This window comes from Corallococcus sp. CA041A (assembly GCF_003612075.1).
Taxonomy (GTDB): Bacteria; Myxococcota; Myxococcia; order Myxococcales; family Myxococcaceae; genus Corallococcus; species Corallococcus exiguus.
This window is the reverse complement of sequence record NZ_RAWF01000213.1, coordinates 1-17,481: the sequence shown is the minus strand read 5'-3', so window position 1 is coordinate 17,481 and position 17,481 is coordinate 1. Positions and strand designations below refer to the sequence as shown.

Below are 17,481 nucleotides of genomic sequence, written 5' to 3'. Positions count from 1 at the left end.
CCTTCGCGCAGCGGGAACACGAACGGGAACACTCCGCGTGCCCCCCGGTGCCTGACGACCTCCGCCCACGTTGACCCGCCGCATCCAAGCGGCGACCATCGCGCGCTGGGGGATTTGGACGGGAGTGGGCTGTATGGAGAAGTATTTCAATGTCCGTGGACTCAAGGTGTGTGGCCGCCGTACATGCCACCCGTCCATCCGGTACACGGCGGGTGAATCGTCACGTGCCGAAAGTTTTTCCGCTTCGCGCGCGATTGATGCCCTCCCGTGGGTTGCAGGGTCGCCCGGGCATGGAAACCTGATCCCCCCATGGGCACCGACGACCTCTTCGCACACACAGTCCTGTCCGAATCGGGTGACGCCGTGACCGACGGTGGCGGAGCGCCGGTCGTGATGTCGCCGGTCGGACAGGAAGCGCAGGAAGGCGCGGTGCTGGGCAACTACCAGCTGGAGAAGCTGCTGGGCGAAGGGTCCATGGGCCGGGTCTTCCAGGCGCGGCACGTGCGGCTGGGGCGCCAGGTGGCGCTCAAGGTGCTCAAGCCGGAGCACGCGCGGGACAGCTCGTTCGTGCAGCGCTTCTTCCAGGAGGCGCGCACCGTCAATCAGATCAACCACGAGCACATCGTGGAGGTCTTCGACTTCGTGGACGAGTCGCCCGACGGGCACGTCTACTGCGTGATGGAGCTGTTGCGCGGGCAGAGCCTGGCGGCGCTCTTGAAGGAAGAGGGGCTGACGCTGGAGCGCGTGCAGCGCATGGGCGTGCAGGTGTGCGCGGCGCTGGGCGCGGCCCATCAGGTGGGCGTGGTGCACCGGGACATCAAGCCGGACAACCTCTTCATCACGCAGCGCTCCGGGCAGCGGGACTTCGTGAAGGTGTTGGACTTCGGCGTGGCGAAGCTCATCACCACGCAGACGGGCGTGAGCCTCACCGGCACGCTGGACGGGACCATCATCGGCACGCCCGCGTACATGGCGCCGGAGCAGGCCGCGGGGCTGCCGGTGGACGGGCGCGCGGACATCTACGCGGTGGGCAACATCCTCTACGAGATGCTCTCCGGCCACCCGCCCTTCCAGGCGTCTGCCTTCGGGCAGTTGGTGGTGCAGATCATCACCCAGCCGCCGCCGCCGCTGCCGTCGCACCTGCCGTCGGGCGAGCGCGTGCCGCCGGAGCTGGCGGCCCTGGTGATGCGCTGCCTGGCGAAGGAGCCGGAAGGACGGCCCCAGCAACTGGCGGAGGTCACCACGGCGCTGTTGATGATGCCCACCGCGCCGGCCCCGGAGCCGCGCACGGAGGCGCTGGTCGTGGAGGAGGCGGAGCGGCCCACCCTGCGCATGCGCGTGCCGGGCCTGCTGCGCTCCCGGCGGCTCCAGGTGTCCGTGGGGTTGGCGGCGCTCGCGCTGGTGTCCGGCATCACGACTTGGAAGGGGCTGCACTCGATGCGCGCCTCCCATGCCGGGCAGGCTCCGGTGGCGGTGGCGTCCGTCACGGAGTTGGCCGCCGAGGGGACGCCGGTGGCGGGCGCGGCGGATCCGGTGACGCTCACGGTGCACTCGTCGCCGCCGGGCGCGAAGGTGGTGCGCGTGGACACCGGCGAGGAGCTGGGCGTCACGCCGCTGACGAAGGCGCTGAGCCGGAAGGCCGTGCCGCCGCAGCTGCGCGTGGAGCTCACGGGCTACGTTCCGCTGGAGCGGGCGGTGGAGCTGAAGCAGGATGCCGCCGCCGCGGAGCTGTCCGTGCCGCTCGTGAAGGCGAGCGCGGGGCCGCGTCGTGCCCCCGCGCGTGCGCCGGGCCGCAAGGGAGGAAGCCGGGATGCGGTCATTGATCCGTTCGCGTCGCAGTGAGCCCAAGGCCCTGAGCCTGGCGCTCGCGCTCGCGCTCGGGACGCCGTTCCCGGCGGTGGCGGCGGAGGCGACGGCGACCGCCGCGGACGACCCGGCGCGGGAGAAGTTCTCCGAGGGCAACCTGGCGTACGACCTGGGCGAGTTCGACCGGGCGCTCAAGGCCTTCAGCGAGGCGTACCGCCTCAAGCCGCTGCCCGCGTTCCTCTTCAACATCGCGCAGTGCCACCGGCAGCTGAACAACCCGTCGCGCGCGTCCTTCTTCTACCGGCGCTACCTGTCGCTGTCGCAGGGGGAGCCGGCCAACGCGGACGTGGTGCGCGAGCTCGTCGCGGAGATGGACGCGAAGGCGCGCGTCCAGGAGGAGCAGCGCCGGGAGCGCGAACGCTTCGCCAGGGACCGCGAGCTTCAGAAGGCGCGGGAGCAGGCCGCGCTGGCGGAGGCGCGCGCCAACGAGGCGAGGCTCGCCGCGAATCCGTCCGCCGCGCCGGAGAAGAACGGGGCCTCGGAAGCCCTGGCCATGCAGGTGCCGGACGCGTCCGTGAAGACGGAGGCGGGCGCCTCCAAGCCGTGGACGCGCCGCTGGTACGTCTGGGCGGGCGCGGGCGCGGTGGCGCTGCTCGCGGGCGGCGCGGTGTGGGTCGCCACGGCGCCGAATCCCCGGGACACGACGCTCGGCACCGTGGGGCGGTAGGCGGCTTCCAACGCCGCCCGGACGTTCACGACACGCTTCCGCGGCGCGGGCGAGGCAGCCCGCGCGGGCCTCAGCGCGGTGGCGGCGCGGCGGCCTGCGCCAGCACCTGCGCGGCGATGCGGCCGATGCGCGCGTGGAACGACGGGGCGTCGTGGAAGGTGAGGCGCACGTCGCCCACCTTCAGCTCGTCGCCCGTGCTCAGGAGGCGCGGTTGTTCCGCCTCCAGCGCCTCGCCGTTCACCGTCACCGGCCGGGACTGCGCCAGCCGCTCCACCTTCCAGCCGCCGTCCGGCGCGGGGTGCAGGGCGAACTGCTCGCGCGACACCGTGGCGTCATTCACCACGAAGGTGTTGTGCGACGCGCGCCCCAGCTTCAGGGGGCCGCGGTCCGCCACCCCCATCAGCTCGAAGCACAGCGCGTCGCCCGCGGGCAGGCAGTCGCGCAGGTCCATCATGGGCAGCCGCGTGGCCGCCACGTTCTGCTCCTCGGGGACGTTCCACGCGCCCGCCTCCCACACCAGCCACGCGTGCGGGTACTTGGCGTTGAACTTCTCTTTGAGTGCCATGTGCTGCCGGATGAGCAGCGAGAGCAACAGGGCTCGCATGGCCCATTCATAACCCCATCCGCCGCTTTCGCGTCGCCCTGACGGCTTCCCAGGTGTCCACGAGTGGGCGAATGGGCCCACCCGAAAGGCTACAACCGGGCAACGACGGCCTTGGCCATCCGCTCCGCCGCGCCCTCGTCCATGGGCAGGAAGAGGCACGGCTCCGTCACCTCCACCTCCTGCAGCCGGGTGCGCCCTTCGTTGTCCGTGGCCACGTCCACGCGCGCGTACAGCAGCCGAGCGCCCCCGGACGCCTCCATCACCTCGTGCGCCAGCTGCTGCTCCGCCGCGTTGTCCGGCGTGAAGCCGTGCGGCTCCGCGAAGCCCCGGGGCGCGGTGGTCAGCGTGGGCGGGCGGCGCACCGCGTGGCTGAAGACGCCGTTGAAGAAGATGTACGAGCGCTCGCCCTCCGTCTCGAAGGCGCGCAGGTAGGGCTGCACCATCACGTCGCCCTCCTTCGCCAGCTCCGCCACCGTCGCGCTCGCGTCGTCCCACTGCTCGCGCCGGACGATGAAGACCTTGAGCCCGCCCGCCGCCACCGCGGGCTTGAGCACCACCGCGTCCCAGCCGCGCTCGCGCGCCGTCGCCGCCACATCCAGCGTCCCGCCGGGCGGCACCCAGACGGTGGGCGTCAGCGGCAGGCCGCGCGCCTCCAGCGTCTTCAGATAGCCCTTGTGCGTGTTCCATCGGAGCACGTCCGCCGGGTTGAACAGGCGCGTGACGCTGCCCACGCGGTCCGCCCAGGCGAGGAACTCCTCGCGGCGCAGGTGGCTGTCCCAGGCGTTGCGCACCACCGCCGCGCGGACGCGGCTCCAGTCCACGGAGGGGTCGTCCCAGATGACCGGCCGCGCGTCCAGGCCCAGCGCCCGCAGCGCGGGCACCAGCGGCGCGTCCAGCGGGTTCATCTGTGGCAGTCCGGCGTAGGTGATGACGGCGATGTCCAAGGCGGCGGGCTCCAGGCGACGGGAAACGCGCCGCGTTCTAACGCGCTCCCGTGCCCCGTGCAGCCACGCCCCGCGTCACGCCAGGCGCGCGAGGGATGGCTTCCCCACGGCCGCCGTCTCCACGGTCTCCTGCGTCCGCTGCTCTGTCAGCGCCTTCGCCTCGCGCGCCACCCGCCCCAGCTCTCCCTGGCCGTGAGGGAAGGGGGCCGCGGGGCCGTCCAGCGCCAGCAACTGCTGCCGCAGCGCCGCGCCGTTGGGCGTGCGCTTCTCCGGGTCCTTCTGGAGCAGCTGCATGACGATGAGGTCCAACGCCAGCGGCACCGCGGGGTTGAGCTGCGAGGGCGGGACGACCTCCTGGTCCACCGCCGCGCGCAGCAGCACCTCCTCCGAGTGGCCGCTCAGCGCGCGCCGGCCGGTGAGGGCTTCATGCAGCGTGAGCCCCAGGGCGAAGAGGTCCGCTCTCCCGTCGATGTCCTTGCCCATGGCCTGCTCCGGCGCCATGTAGCCCAGCTTGCCGCGCACGCTGCCGGCCACCGTGAGGTTCGCGCGCATCGCGTCCCGCGCGATGCCGAAGTCCGACAGCTTCACCTCGCCAATGCGAGACACCAGGATGTTGGGCGGGTTCAGGTCGCGGTGGACCAGCCGCAGGGGCACGCCGTCCGCGCTGGTGCGCCGGTGCAGGTAGTCCAGCGCGCCCGCCAGCTCCGCGGCCAGGAACGTCGCGGCGGACACGGGCAGCGGCCGGCGGTTCCGCGGCTTGAGCAGCGCGCTCAGGGGCAGCCCGTCCACGTACTCCATGGCCAGGAAGTAGGTGCCGCCGTGGCGGCCCAGGTCGAACACCTGGACGATGTTGGGGTGGTAGAGCGACGAGCACAGCTCCGCCTCGCGCCGGAACATGGTCACGAACGCCGCGTCGTCCGCGTACGACGGCAGGATGCGCTTCAAGGCCACCTGCTTCTCGAAGCCGCCCTCCGGCGAGTACGTGGCCCGGTACACCTCCGCCATGCCGCCCGCGCCCACGCGCTCATGCAGCACGTACTTGCCCATGACCTCCTGTTCGCGCAGCGCCGCGAGCGCGCTCCGCGTGCGCTCCAGGAAGTGCCGCGCCAGCGTCGCCGTCAGCGCGCCGGTGGCCACGAAGAAGAACGCGCGCACGCAGATGAACAGCGGCCCCAGCGTGACGAGCGGCTCCTCTGGCAACAGCGGCCGCACGAAGCCGAAGTAGAGCCCCAGGTACTCCGCCGCCACCAGCGCGCCCGCGGCCAGCCCCAGGCGCGGGTTGCTGCGCAGGCCCGCCAGCGTCACCAGCGTGCCCCAGATGACCAGCGTGGGCGCGGTGAGCGCGTAGACGGGGCCCTTGAAGTGCAGGTCGAACGCCAGCACCACCGCCGGGATGCTCACTTCAATGAAGACGTTCAGCCACGGGATGGCCGGGTGGAACGCGCCGGAGCGCAACACCCACCACATGCAGCCGTAATAACCCGACAGCACCGCGGACAGCCCCATCAGCGCCAGCGTCAGGTCCCAGCCCATCGCGGGCCCCAGCGCCGCGGCCACCACCACGCAGATGGCGGACAGGATGCTCATGAAGCGCGCCACGGACAGCTCCCGGGCCTGCGCGTCCCGCCGCAGATGCGAGTCCAGGAAGCGCGACACGGTGCTGGATGGATTCCGGGTAATCATGTCCCCCCACTCTAGAACGTGGCAGGACGCGTCATCCGCCTGCTCCCCCACACGTTGGGTGTGCTCCTACCATACCTTCCGCCACACGGAAGGCCCTTGGAGCCCCACGAAGTGGACTTCAGGGGTCAGGTATCGCTGAAATGTTGCACCCCCGTCCCAGGCGGCATGCGAGGCACGGGGGGCTTTCCTCGTCGCACCCGTTCTTTCTTCACGGCACTGCCTTCGGGCAGGAGGCTTCATGCGCAGCTCCCCCCGTTTATTGCTGGCCGCCCTGGGCGCGGTCCTTCTGTTGGGCAGTGCCTGCAGTTCAGATCCAGAGGTCAATGCGGTCTGTGGTGACGGAAAGAGGGAAGGCGCCGAGCAGTGCGATGACGGCAACACCCAGGGGGGAGACGGGTGCGAAGCGAACTGCACCCTCCCGGGTACGAAGTGTGGTGACGGCGTCAAGGCACCCACGGAGGCGTGCGACGACGGCAACACCACGGGTGGAGACGGGTGTGAGGCGGACTGTACCGTCACGACCACCCAGACGGTTCAGTGTTGGGCCACGCCTCCCGCGCCGCTGGCGAACGGCGCCACCTGTGAGGTGACGAAGGCGGGCACGGCGGGCAAGCTCTTCACGGGCATCGTGCTCAAGGACGGCCAGACGCTGGTGGGCGGCCAGGTGCTGGTGGACGCCCAGGGCGTCATCACCTGCTCCGAGTGTGACTGCTCGAAGGCGGCCGGCGCCGCGGAGGCCACGGTGGTGACGTGCCCCACGGGCGTCATCTCCCCGGGACTCATCAACCCGCACGACCACATCACCTACCCGGGCTCGCCGCTGGCGGGCACCAGCGTGGAGCGCTACGAGCACCGCCACGACTGGCGCACGGGCAAGAACAATCACACCGCGCTGGACAACAAGGCCAACCCGAAGGCGGACGCGATCCGCTGGTCGGAATTGCGCCAGGTGATGGCGGGCACCACCTCCATCGCGGGCGCGGGCGGGCAGCTCGGTTTCCTGCGCAACCTGGACGTGTCCGCCGCCGCTCAGCAGGAGGGCCTGGCCGAGCCGTACGCGGACTCGGACACCTTCCCGCTGGGTGACAGCAACGGCACCACGCTGACGGATTCCTGCTCCTACTCCTCGTTCCCGTCCTCGGCGACCATCACCGGCCGCACGTCCGCGTACCTGCCGCACATCGCGGAGGGCATCGCGTCCACGGCGCAGAACGAGTTCCGCTGCCTGTCCACGGGCGCCGGCAACGTGCTGTTCCCGCGCTCGGCCATCATCCACGGCGTGGGCCTCACCGCGGTGGAGATTTCGCAGATGGTGGCGCACGGCACGGGCCTGGTCTGGTCGCCGCGCTCCAACATCTCGCTGTACGGCGACACGGCGATGGTGACGACCTACAAGCGGATGGGCGCCTCCATCTCCCTGGGGACCGACTGGATCCGCTCCGGCTCCATGAACATCCTGCGCGAGCTGGCCTGCGCGGACCACCTCAACACCACGCGCTACGCCAACACCTTCACGGACGAGGACCTGTGGCGCATGGTCACGGCCAACGCCGCGGACGTGGTGGACGTCTACGAGCGCGTGGGCCGCATCGCCCCGGGCAAGATGGCGGACCTGGCCATCTTCCGCGTGGGCGCGAACGCTGCCTCGCCGTTCCGCGCGGTCATCACCGCGCAGCCGCAGGACGTGGTGCTGACGGTGCGCGGCGGCAAGCCGCTCTTCGGTGACCAGGCGCTGGTGGACGGCCTCAAGGGCACGGACGCCTGTGACGCGCTGGACGTGTGCGGCACCCAGAAGGCCGCGTGCGTGAAGTCGGAGATTGGCAAGACGCTGGCGGAGTTCCAGGGCTCCCCGGACACCCAGGGCCTCTACCCGCTGTTCGCGTGCGGCACCCCGCAGAACGAGCCCACCTGCGAGCCTTCTCGCAGCGCGGTGAACACCAGCTTCCCGGCGGCCGCCGTCAACGGCTCCACTGTCTACACGGGCGTGTCGAGCGCGGCGGACGCGGACGCGGACGGCATCGAGGATTCCATCGACAACTGCCCCGCCATCTTCAACCCCGTGCGTCCCATGGACAACGGGCGGCAGCTGGACACGGATGGCGACGGCGTGGGTGACGCGTGTGACCCGTGCCCCCTGGAGGCCGGCACCACCGCGTGCCAGGCCTTCCGCGGCGATGACGACGACCACGACGGCGTGGCCACCTGGAAGGACAACTGCCCCTTCGTGGCCAACGCGGACCAGAAGGACACGGACGGCGACGGCAAGGGCGACCTGTGCGACGGCTGCCCGAATGACGCGGCCACGTGCTCGGTCGCGGACCCGTCCGACTTCGACTACGACGGCATCACCAGCGCCACCGACAACTGCCCGCTCGTGGCCAACCCGGACCAGAAGGACACGGACGGCGACGGCGTGGGCGATGCGTGCGACGCGTGCCCGGTGGCCAACCCCGCCGGCGCCGCGTGCGCCACCACCGTCTACGACGTGAAGGTGACGCCCCGCTTCGGCAACCAGTCGCTGGTGGGCTCCAAGGTGGCGGTGGACGACGTGGTGGTGACCGCGGTGGATGCGAAGGCGGCCAATGGCTACTGGGTGCAGGTGGCGAACTACCCGGCGGGCAAGGGCGCGGAGAACTCCGGCCTCTTCATCTACAGCCCCAAGGCCGACGTCGCGGTGGGCGACAACATCCGCGTGGAGGGCCTGCTGAAGGACTACTTCGGCCTGCTGGAGGTGACTGACGGCAAGGTGACGAAGCACAGCGCGGCCAACCCGCTGCCGGCTCCGGTGGTGGTGCGCACGGAGGACATCCGCACCAATGGCCCGAAGGCGAAGGCGCTGGAGGGCGCGCTGGTGGAGGTCCGCAACGTCTTCACCACCCGCCTGGAGAACACCAACCGCGAGTTCATCGTGGACGAGAACAAGGCCGGCACTCCGGCGTCCTCGGGCCTGATGGTGGACGACCAGGCCTTCGCCTATCCCACGCAGGTGCTGGGCACGGAGTACATCACGCTGCGCGGCGTGCTCACGTTCGGCTTCAGCGACCACAAGGTCCTGCCCCGGAGCGCGGCCGACATGGTCATCCCGCTGCCGCCCCTGCCGGCGCTGACGGCCTTCGCGTCCGGCGGCTTCGCGCGCGTGGGCGGCACCCAGGCGATTCCGCAGCCCCTCACCGTGACGATGGCGAACGCCTACCCGGTGGACGTCACCGTGACCATTTCCTCCAGCGACGCGGCGGCCCTGTCCGCGGTGGGCGGGCAGATGGTGATTCCGGCCGGCCAGACGAGCGCCACGGTTGCGCTGGACGCGAAGGCGGCGGCGGCCTCGGTGACCCTCACCGCGACGCTGGGCACGTCCAGCCTGACGACCGCGCTGCGCGTGCTGGGGGCGGGCGAGTCGGTCATCGCCACGGACCTCACCCCGGCGACGGCGGCGGTGGCGCCCGGCGGCACCTTGCGCTTCACCGTGACGTTCGACCGGCCGGTGCCGGAGGGAACGACGCTGAACGCGACCGTGTCGCCCGCGGGCTTCGGCACCATCACGGCCGAGAACGTGACGGCGGACGCGCTGACGGCGACCTTCGACCTGACCGTGGATGAGAGCAGCACCGGGACCGGCATGGTGGCGGCGGGCGGGCTGGGCGCCACGGTGAACGTCATTACGGATGTGCCGCGGCTTGCATCGCTCACCCCGTCCCCCGCCACGGTGAACGCGGGCGCGCAGCAGGTGTTCACGGTGACGCTGGCGTCCGTTCCGGTCGAGCCCGTGCAGGTGCTGCTGGCGCTGACCTCGCCGGCCACGCCCTTCGGCGCGCTGTCCGCCACGTCGGTGACGTTTGGCGCGGGCGAGACGACGGCGACGGTGACGTTCACCGCCGCCGCGGAGGGTGAGGGGACGGGCGCGGTGTCCGCCTCGCTCAACGGCATCACCCGGTCGGCGGGACTGACCGTGCTGCCTCCTCCCGCGAAGCTCGCCAGCGTCACGCCGGCCACGGTGACGGTGACGGTGGGCACGACGCAGACGTTCACCGTCACACTGGACCGCAAGGCCCCCACGGGCGGCGCGGCCGTGGATGTGGCGTTCAGGCCCGCGGAGCTGGGCTCGCTGGCGGCCACGACGGTGACGGTGCCGGAAGGTCAGACGACCGCCACGGTCGTCTTCACCGCCACCGAGGCCACGGGCGAAGGCCAGCTCACCGCGTCCTACCAGGGCGTGACGAAGGAGGCGGCCGTGACGGTGGCCGCGCCCCAGGGCCATGTGGTCATCAGCGAGTTGGCCCCTGGGGGCCCGGGTGGCGCGGACGACGAGTTCGTCGAGCTCTACAACCCGACCAATGCGGAAGTGGATATCGGCGGCTGGAGGCTGCAGTACATGAAGGCAACCACCGGCACGGCCTATTCGGGCAACTTCGAGATTCCCGCTGGCTCGAAGATCGCGGCGCATGGCTTCTTCCTTGTGACGAACGCCAAGTACGTCGGCTCCGTGACGAGTAACGCGAGCTGGGGCTCGGCCTTCTCCATGGCGGCCGCGGGCGGGCACATCCGCATCGGGCCCTCGACGCTCGGCACGGGCGCTTCGGAGACGGCGGTGGACAAGGTCGGCTACGGGACCGCGGACCAGGCGGAAGGCAAGAGCCCCGTCCCCGGGACCATCGCCAACGGCGGCAGCGTGGAGCGCAAGGCCCGGGCGTCGTCCACCGCCGCGACCATGGGCGTGGGCGGCGCGGACGAGCTCGCTGGCAACGGCCAGGACTCCGACGACAACGCGGCGGACTTCGTGCAGCGCACGGCGCGTCAGCCGCAGAACGCGTCGAGCCCCACCGAGATGCCGTAGTCCCGGCATCCCGCCCCGCTCCCCTCACCGGGGGGAGCGGGGACTGAAGCCTCCCTGAAATGAAAAACGCCCGGTCCCCTCACATGGGGGACCGGGCGTCTGTTCTTCCGGGCCGCCCGGCCCGGTGGGGTCAGCGCATCAGCCCATGGGGCCGCGCACGTGGAGGCCGCCGGAGAGGATCTGATCCAACGACGCCATCAGCGGGTCGTAGTTCACGGCGGCGCGGAACAGGTTGTGGTGCAGCAGGATGCCCAGGTAGCCGCCCATCATCGTGTGGGCCATGTGCAGCGGGTCCACCTCCTGGCGGAACTCATTGCGCTTCTGGCCGAAGCGGATCATCCCCGCCAGCACCGCCACGTAGAGGGAAATCTTGTCGCGCAGCGCCTCCGCCACGCGGTCGTTGGACTCCGCGGACTCGGCGGACAGCATCCCGAAGAAGATGCCGTATTCGCGGTGGTAGCGCAGGAACTGCGACGTGCGCGACACCACGAACACCAGCTGCTCCCGGCCGGACAGGATGCGGCGCTCGGCGAGCAGCGGCGCGAACTCCATCAGGTAGCGCTGATGCAATTCATCGATGGCCGCCAGGAGCAGGTCTTCCTTTGTAGGAAAATGCCAGTAAAGCGCGCCCGGCGTCATCCGGATGGCTTTCGCCAGGTCCGACATCGTCGTCGACAGGTAGCCCCGCCGAGCGAACAAATTGATGGCGGCCTCCAGGATTTCGACCCGCGTTCGCGCGGCCCGCTCCTGTTTGATTTCGCGCTTCGCTGGTTCCTTGCTCATTTCCGGGTAAATCTACACCTCACGCCAGGAGCGTCACCTTAACGATTTCAGACGGCGCGGCGACGCGAAGGGGTGGGCCCCAGAAACCGGTGCCCCGGCTGACATAGAGGTGGTTGTCGCCTTCCTGGAAGAGGCCGGCGTCGTGCTTCCAGATGGCGGAGACGGCGACGGTGAACGGGAAGAACTGCCCGCCGTGAGTGTGTCCGGACAGTTGCAAGCCCATGCCCGCCTTCGCGGCGACATCCCAATTGGATGGTTGGTGTGCGAGCAGCACCGCGGCGTGGTCCGGATTCCGGCCCTGGAGGGCAGCGTCCAGGTTGTAGCCCTTGGGCCCGTTGCGCATGGACCAGTCGTCCACGCCCACCAGGTCGAACGCGCCGCCCGCGTCGCCAATCGTCACGTGACGATTGCGCAACACGGTGACGCCCAGGCCGGTGAGCGCGTCCGCCCAGGTGCTGGCGTTCCAGTAGTACTCGTGGTTGCCGGTGATGAAGTGCGTGCCCGCGCGCGCCTGGAGGTTCTGGAGCGCGGCGACGGAGTGGCGCAGGTCCGCCACCGTGCCGTCCACCAGGTCGCCGGTGATGGCGACCAGGTCCGGCTTGAGCGCGTTGGCCCGCCGCACCAGCTCGTCCATGAAGCGCCGCTGGATGACAGGGCCCACGTGGATGTCGCTCATGTGGACGAGGGTGAAGCCATCCAGCGCCTTGGGCAGGCCGGGCAGCCGCACCGCGACCTCGTTGACCACGGGCGGATGGAAGGCGCTCCACATGCCGTAGCCGGTGAGGCCGCCCGCCGCGAGCACCGCGCCGCCCGCGGTGGCCCGCGAGAGGAACAACCGGCGCGCTTCGTCCACGGGGGGCACGGCGGGAGGCGGGGGCGGCACGGTGACGGCCAGGTCCGACAGGGACGGCGGCGTGGCGGGGTCCGGCGCGGGCGTGGCGAGCGGCGCGGCGACGCCCCGGTGGCCACGCGTGCGCGCCACGAGCCAGCGCACCGCGCCCAGTAGCGCCAGGGAGAGCAGCAGGTAGACGGCGACGCCCATCCACGTCCACGCGGCCACGGCGACGATGAACGCGGAGGGGATGATGCGCGTCACCACCCAGGACAGCAGCAGCGGCACGCACAGCGCCGTCAGCAGCACCTTGCCGGCGGTGCGCCAGGCGCGGTTCGTGGACGTGTCGCGGAAGAGGCGCCGGTACAGGTAGACGTGGACGTAGACCGACGCGACGCTGACGAGGAGGATGAACAGGATGATGCGCAACGGGCTTTCCACCATGGGAGGCCCATCCTCGCGCGCACGCGCCACGGCGCAACCGGCATGCGCGTGAAGAAGCGTGAAGCGGCAAGGGAACTCCGAGCCTGGAGCCTGGAGCCTGGGAGCCCGGCTGCTGGCTACTTGCTGCGGGTGCCCAGCGCGGCGCCGATCTGCTGCCACTCCTGGGCGTAGGTGCCACGGGAGAAGGCGCGCAGGTCGTCGCCGGTCACCGTGCCGCGGGAGAGCGCCGTGTCGAGCGCCTTCACGATGGCGTTCTTGTGCGGCTGCTCCACGTACGGGTTGTCCTCGCGGAAGACCTCGCCGAAGAGCGACTCCAGGCGGCCGTCCTGCTTCAGCCGCTCCACGATGCGGTTCTGCGACACGGGCGCGTCCGCGTGCGCGTGCAGCATGGCGGAGGCGATGCCGCTCTGCGCATCCGCGTCCGGGAACTCCTCCAGGAGCCCCAGCTCCATGTCCGCCTGGGCGATGGACTCCGCGTCCGCCGGCGAGGGCGGGGCCTTCACGGCCTGGGTCTGCGGAGGCGTGGGGCGCCCGGTGGTGGGGCGCGCGGGCTCGAAGTCGCTGCGGCCCTGGAAGGAGCGCACGTTGGGGTTGGCGGGCGTCCGGCCCTGGGCTCCCGGCTTGCTGTCGCGCGTGACGTCGCTCCGCTCGGACCGCTCGAACTCCGAGCGCTTCGGGGGAATGGACGGGCGATTGCCACCATCGACGCGAGACATGAGGGGACTCCAGGCGCGGGGGAAGGCCCGTCGCGGTACTCGCTCCGGGTTGCGCACCTACATCTGTTATCGGGCCGTCCTTCCCCAGGGTTGCGTAGCCCCCCAGTCCACAGGCCCTGTCCGGCCGCCCGCATGCCGCGTCAGAGCCCCCTCTCAATCCTGGATCATCCGGCCTTGGCCGCCTTCCTTCCCGGCCAACCCCTTGATTCCAGGGGGCTTTCATCCCGGACGGAAATCCGGCGCTTCGCCGCGATGCGTCATCCAGGGGTCGAGAAGATTTCTTCAAGGCCGGCCGGGAGGCTGGTCTGCCACGCGGGGTAATTATGGCCCCCGCTGTAGGTCCGGTACGTGGCGCGGTGCCCGGCCGCCTGGAGGAGGGGCAGGAGGCGCTGGTTGCCGTCCTGGAGGCCCTCGAAGCGGCCGCAGTCCATCCAGACATGGAGGGGCGGCTGGGCGGTGCGCCGGGCCAGGTCGAAGACGACCATGTCGGTGCCTTCGATGGAGAAGGCGCCGGACTGGGACAGGACGCGGCCGAAGACGTGCGGCAGGCGTTGGGCCACGAAGAGCGCCATGAGGCCGCCCAGCGACGAGCCCAGCACCGCGTGCGCGCCCGGCGTGCGCTGCTCATCCACCAGCGACAGGTGCTCGCGGGCCAGGGGGAGCACGTGCTGGTGCAGGAAGGCGACGGTGGCCTCGCTGCACGCGTACTCGAGGGTGCGGGCCGGGCCGCCGTTGGCCACGAAGGCCATGGCCACCGGGCGCATGCGGCCCGCGGCGATCAGGTTGTCCACCACCACGGGCAGCTGGACGCGCTGGAGGTAGTCGTCGCCGTCCAGCACCACCACGAGCGGCACGGGTCCTTTCACGGGCGGCGCGTAGAGGGCCACCGCGCGCTTCTTGCCCACGGCGCACTCGTGCGTCGCCAGCTGGTGGCGTGTCACGCGGCCCCTGGGCACGTTCCGGATGCGCTTGCCCAGCGGGGTCGCTTCGCCCTTCGGCATCCAGAAGCAGTGGTTGAAGTCGCCGAAGCCGTTGTCGGAGCGGCGCGGGTTGAAGGCGTCGCGCACGCGGCGGCCCTTCGTGTCCTGGAGCGCGTATTCGACGTAGGCGTCCTCGGGCAGCGCCAGCGAGCGCGCCCACAATCCCTTGCCCACGCGCTCCAGCGGCAGGGGCGTGCCGCGCCAGTCCTGGAAGTCTCCCTGGAGGAAGACCTGCCGGGGGCCCTTCCACACGAAGGTGGCGGTGTCTCCGTCGATGAGCGGCGTGCCCTCTTTGCGTGCGCGGGCTTCCAGCGTCCGGGTGTCGTCCATGCGTGGCGCGCACTGTATGCACTGCGCCTGGGATGGGGAGCGTGGCTGACGTGGATCCGCGTCCACCCGCGGACATCACGCTTGCGGCCGCTCAGTGCGACAGCAGGTCGCGCAGCGCTCCGGTCAGGTCGGGGTAGCGGAACTGGAAGCCCGCCTCCAGCGCGCGCCGGGGCATCACCCGCTGGCCCTCCAGCGCCACGCGCGCCATCTCCCCGAAGCGCGCCTTGAGGACCAACCCCGGCACCGACAGCGCCGCGGGCCGCTCCAGCACCGCGCCCAGCATGTGCGCGAAGGTCGCGTTGGTGACGGGCTCCGGTGACGTGGCGTTCACCGGGCCGGACATCGCGGTGTGCTCCAGCGCGAAGCGCATCAGCTGGAAGAGGTCTTCTCTGTGCACCCAGCTGACGTACTGCTGGCCGTTGCCCACCTTCGCGCCCGCGCCCATGCGGAACACCGGCAGCATCCGGTGCAGCACGCCGCCCGCCGGGTGCAGCACCACGCCGATGCGCAGGCGCACGGTGCGGATGCCCGCTTCCTCCGCGCGCAGGGCTTGCGCTTCCCAGTCCTGGCACACGTGGGCGAGGAAGTCGTCGCCGGGCGGGTCCTCCTCCGTGAGCGTCTGTCCCGCCCGGGCGCCGCCGTAGAAGCCCACCGCCGACGCGCAGACGAAGTGCCGCACGCTGCCTGCCTGCTTCATCGCCTCCACCAGCACGCGCGTGCCCTCCACGCGGCTGAGGTGGATGCGGTGCTTCGCTTCATGCGTCCAACGTTGGTCCACCGGCTCCCCGGCCAGGTGCACCACGCCTTCCGCGCCCGCGAGCGCGTCCGGCGACAGCGGTGTGCTTCCATCGAAATAGGAGCCCGTGACTCCGGCGGGCAGCCGGCCGAGCGCGTGTTCCACGTTCCGGCTGAGCACGTGCACCGTGTGGCCGGCCTCCAACAAACCTTGGACAAGGCCTGGACCGAGGAAGCCGGTGGCGCCCGTGCAGGTCACCCTCAAGGGTGGGCCTCCTTTTCTCGGTCAGCGGTCAGGTCCTGGCCCACCAGCTCACTCAGGGCGGTGAAGAAGCGGGCCTGCTCCTCCGGCTTCATGCGCCCGGAGTGGCGGTAGACCGGCGCGCCCTCCGCGTCCAGCAGCATCACGGTGGACGTCTTGGTGGGCAGCTTCAAGGGCTCCTGGCCCAGGGTGCCCTTCAGGTCCACCAGGATGGGCACGCCAGCCTTCTTCTCCTCGTCACGCACGTACGACAGGGCGATCCCCCGCGCGGGAAAGAAGTCGTATTTCTCCAGATTGGCCACCGCGACCACGAACGCGCTCTGCAGAAGGCCGCGCTCGCGTCCCCGGGTGAACAGCTCCGCCTTCAGGGGGGCGTTGAGTGTCGTGGAGTCCTTGTCCTCGTAGAAGAGGATGACGGGTTTCCCACGCCAGCGGGCCAGCTGAACCCTCTCTCCGCTGCTGGTGCTTAACGTCGCGTCCACGGGCTCTGGATCCGGGGCGGCGCCACCCGCGCTCCCCGCCGCCAGGGTCACCGTCAACGCGCCTGCGATCCACGCCTTCATCAGGGAGCCTCCGTGTACAAGGTTTTTGAAAACCTTAGACATAGCCTTGACAATCTCTGGACGCAAACGCTACCTCTAGGTGAGAAGGCTGCCGCCGTGCTCCCGACTTCGGAGATTCGCTGTATGGCCACCCTGCTTCCCAACGTGCAGCAGACCTCCGCCGGAGCAGCACACCCTGAACAAGCCTGGTTGCAGCTCGTGCAGGCGCAGGTGGAGGCCGCGCTCGCGCAGCTGTTCGAGCTGCCGGACGAGCAGGCCCTGGACGCACGTTGGACACACGCGGCGGCGCAGGCGAGGGCCTATGCGCTGCGGCCGGCGAAGCGGCTGAGGCCGGCGCTGGTGCTGGCGGGGCACGGGCTGGCGCGTGGGAGCACCTCGGTGCCGCCGGGGCTGTGGCGCTTCGCCGCGGGGCTGGAGCTCTTGCACACGTTCCTGCTCATCCACGACGACGTGGCGGATCAGGCGGAGCTGCGGCGGGGCGGGCCGGTGCTGCACCGGATGCTGGCTCCGGGTCGTCCGGGCGAGGACCTGGCGGTGGTGATGGGGGACCACCTCTTCGCGCGCTCGCTGGAGGCGATGCTGGAGTCGGGGTTGACGGGAGCGTCGAGCGTGGCGCGCTACTACCTGGGCGTGTGCCGGCACACGGCGGCGGGGCAGTACCTGGACCTGGACCTGGCGCGCGTGCCGCTGGCGGAGATGACGCTCTTCCAGACGCTGCGCGTGGCGCACCTCAAGACGGCGCGCTACGGCTTCTGCGCCCCGCTGGTGTGCGGCGCGATGCTGGGCGGCGCGGACGCGGGGCTGTTGGAGGGCCTGGAGCGGGTGGGGCGCTCGGTGGGGCTCGCGTACCAACTGCGCGACGACCTCATCGGTCTGTTCGGCGACGCGGCCGTGGCGGGCAAGGCGTCCGACGGCGACTTCATGCAGGCCAAGCGCACCTTCCCGGTGGTGGCCGCGTACGTGCGCGCCACGCCCGAGGGCCGCGAGGAATTGGAGCAGCTGTGGGCGCTGCCGGTGGAGTGCAAGGACGACGCGGCGCTCGCCCGTGCGCGGGAGCTGGTGGAGCACTTCGGCGGCCGTGCGGCGTGTGAGCGCGCGGTGGAGCGGGCGTCGCGTTCGGCGCGGCGGAGCCTGCAGGCGCTGCCCAACCCCCATGGCCTGAGGGATCTGCTGGATGCCCTCATCACCCGGCTGTCGCGTCGCGCTTCCTGAGGACACCGTCATGAGCGCACAGGGCAAGC

13 protein-coding genes are annotated in these 17,481 nt (G+C 70.9%); 4 read left to right on the top strand and 9 right to left on the bottom strand.

Annotation, left to right across the window (positions count from 1 at the left end; all coding sequences use genetic code 11):
- Nucleotides 1-309: 309 nt before the first annotated feature.
- Together D7V77_RS30595 and D7V77_RS30590 are read left to right on the top strand one after the other, a co-directional pair.
- Nucleotides 310-1,842 (top strand): serine/threonine-protein kinase, encoded by a 1,533-nt coding sequence (locus D7V77_RS30595; protein WP_120579827.1) that lies wholly within the window; start codon nucleotides 310-312, stop codon nucleotides 1,840-1,842.
- The gene (locus D7V77_RS30590) at nucleotides 1,811-2,533 is read left to right on the top strand and encodes a tetratricopeptide repeat protein (protein ID WP_120579826.1); all 723 of its coding nucleotides are present in this window, start codon (nucleotides 1,811-1,813) and stop codon (nucleotides 2,531-2,533) included. Before D7V77_RS30595 ends, D7V77_RS30590 begins: the two co-directional genes overlap by 32 nt.
- A 70-nt stretch (nucleotides 2,534-2,603) precedes the next feature.
- Here the strand turns inward: D7V77_RS30590 and D7V77_RS30585 are convergent, their stop codons facing one another.
- From D7V77_RS30585 to D7V77_RS30575, 3 genes are all read right to left on the bottom strand, one after another.
- Entirely contained in the window at nucleotides 2,604-3,137 is a 534-nt protein-coding gene (locus D7V77_RS30585) for an FHA domain-containing protein (protein ID WP_120579825.1), read from the bottom strand.
- Nucleotides 3,138-3,226: 89 nt separating this feature from the next.
- Complete coding sequence (locus tag D7V77_RS30580; protein ID WP_120579824.1) at nucleotides 3,227-4,081, bottom strand: RimK family alpha-L-glutamate ligase; 855 nt, start codon at nucleotides 4,079-4,081, stop codon at nucleotides 3,227-3,229.
- 75 nt (nucleotides 4,082-4,156) lie between these two features.
- Complete coding sequence (locus tag D7V77_RS30575) at nucleotides 4,157-5,764, bottom strand: serine/threonine-protein kinase (protein WP_120579823.1); 1,608 nt, start codon at nucleotides 5,762-5,764, stop codon at nucleotides 4,157-4,159.
- 238 nt (nucleotides 5,765-6,002) lie between these two features.
- Here D7V77_RS30575 and D7V77_RS30570 point away from each other — a divergent pair, with 238 nt between their 5' ends.
- On the top strand, nucleotides 6,003-10,595 hold the full coding sequence (locus D7V77_RS30570) for a lamin tail domain-containing protein (RefSeq protein WP_120579822.1): 4,593 nt from the start codon (nucleotides 6,003-6,005) through the stop codon (nucleotides 10,593-10,595).
- 138 nt (nucleotides 10,596-10,733) lie between these two features.
- Here D7V77_RS30570 and D7V77_RS30565 read toward each other — a convergent pair whose 3' ends face one another.
- The 6 genes from D7V77_RS30565 to D7V77_RS30540 all read right to left on the bottom strand — a co-directional run bounded on the left by D7V77_RS30565 (nucleotide 10,734) and on the right by D7V77_RS30540 (nucleotide 16,240).
- Nucleotides 10,734-11,378, bottom strand: a complete 645-nt coding sequence (locus tag D7V77_RS30565; RefSeq protein WP_120579821.1) for a TetR/AcrR family transcriptional regulator — start codon at nucleotides 11,376-11,378, stop codon at nucleotides 10,734-10,736.
- Nucleotides 11,379-11,397: 19 nt separating this feature from the next.
- Nucleotides 11,398-12,654 carry a metallophosphoesterase gene (locus D7V77_RS30560; RefSeq protein ID WP_120579820.1) on the bottom strand — a complete coding sequence of 419 codons (1,257 nt, stop codon included), beginning with the start codon at nucleotides 12,652-12,654 and terminating at the stop codon, nucleotides 11,398-11,400.
- Nucleotides 12,655-12,770: 116 nt separating this feature from the next.
- Nucleotides 12,771-13,370, bottom strand: a complete 600-nt coding sequence (locus D7V77_RS30555; RefSeq protein ID WP_120579819.1) for a hypothetical protein — start codon at nucleotides 13,368-13,370, stop codon at nucleotides 12,771-12,773.
- A 257-nt stretch (nucleotides 13,371-13,627) separates the two neighbouring features.
- Nucleotides 13,628-14,680, bottom strand: a complete 1,053-nt coding sequence (locus D7V77_RS30550) for an alpha/beta hydrolase-fold protein (RefSeq protein ID WP_120579818.1) — start codon at nucleotides 14,678-14,680, stop codon at nucleotides 13,628-13,630.
- A gap of 91 nt (nucleotides 14,681-14,771) precedes the next feature.
- Complete coding sequence (locus D7V77_RS30545; protein WP_120579817.1) at nucleotides 14,772-15,680, bottom strand: TIGR01777 family oxidoreductase; 909 nt, start codon at nucleotides 15,678-15,680, stop codon at nucleotides 14,772-14,774.
- The gene (locus tag D7V77_RS30540; protein WP_169819896.1) at nucleotides 15,677-16,240 is read right to left on the bottom strand and encodes a hypothetical protein; all 564 of its coding nucleotides are present in this window, start codon (nucleotides 16,238-16,240) and stop codon (nucleotides 15,677-15,679) included. Before D7V77_RS30540 ends, D7V77_RS30545 begins: the two co-directional genes overlap by 4 nt.
- 123 nt (nucleotides 16,241-16,363) lie before the next feature.
- Between D7V77_RS30540 and D7V77_RS30535 the strand changes: the two genes are divergently transcribed.
- Nucleotides 16,364-17,452 (top strand): polyprenyl synthetase family protein, encoded by a 1,089-nt coding sequence (locus tag D7V77_RS30535; RefSeq protein WP_120579815.1) that lies wholly within the window; start codon nucleotides 16,364-16,366, stop codon nucleotides 17,450-17,452.
- The last annotated feature ends 29 nt before the right edge of the window (nucleotides 17,453-17,481 follow it).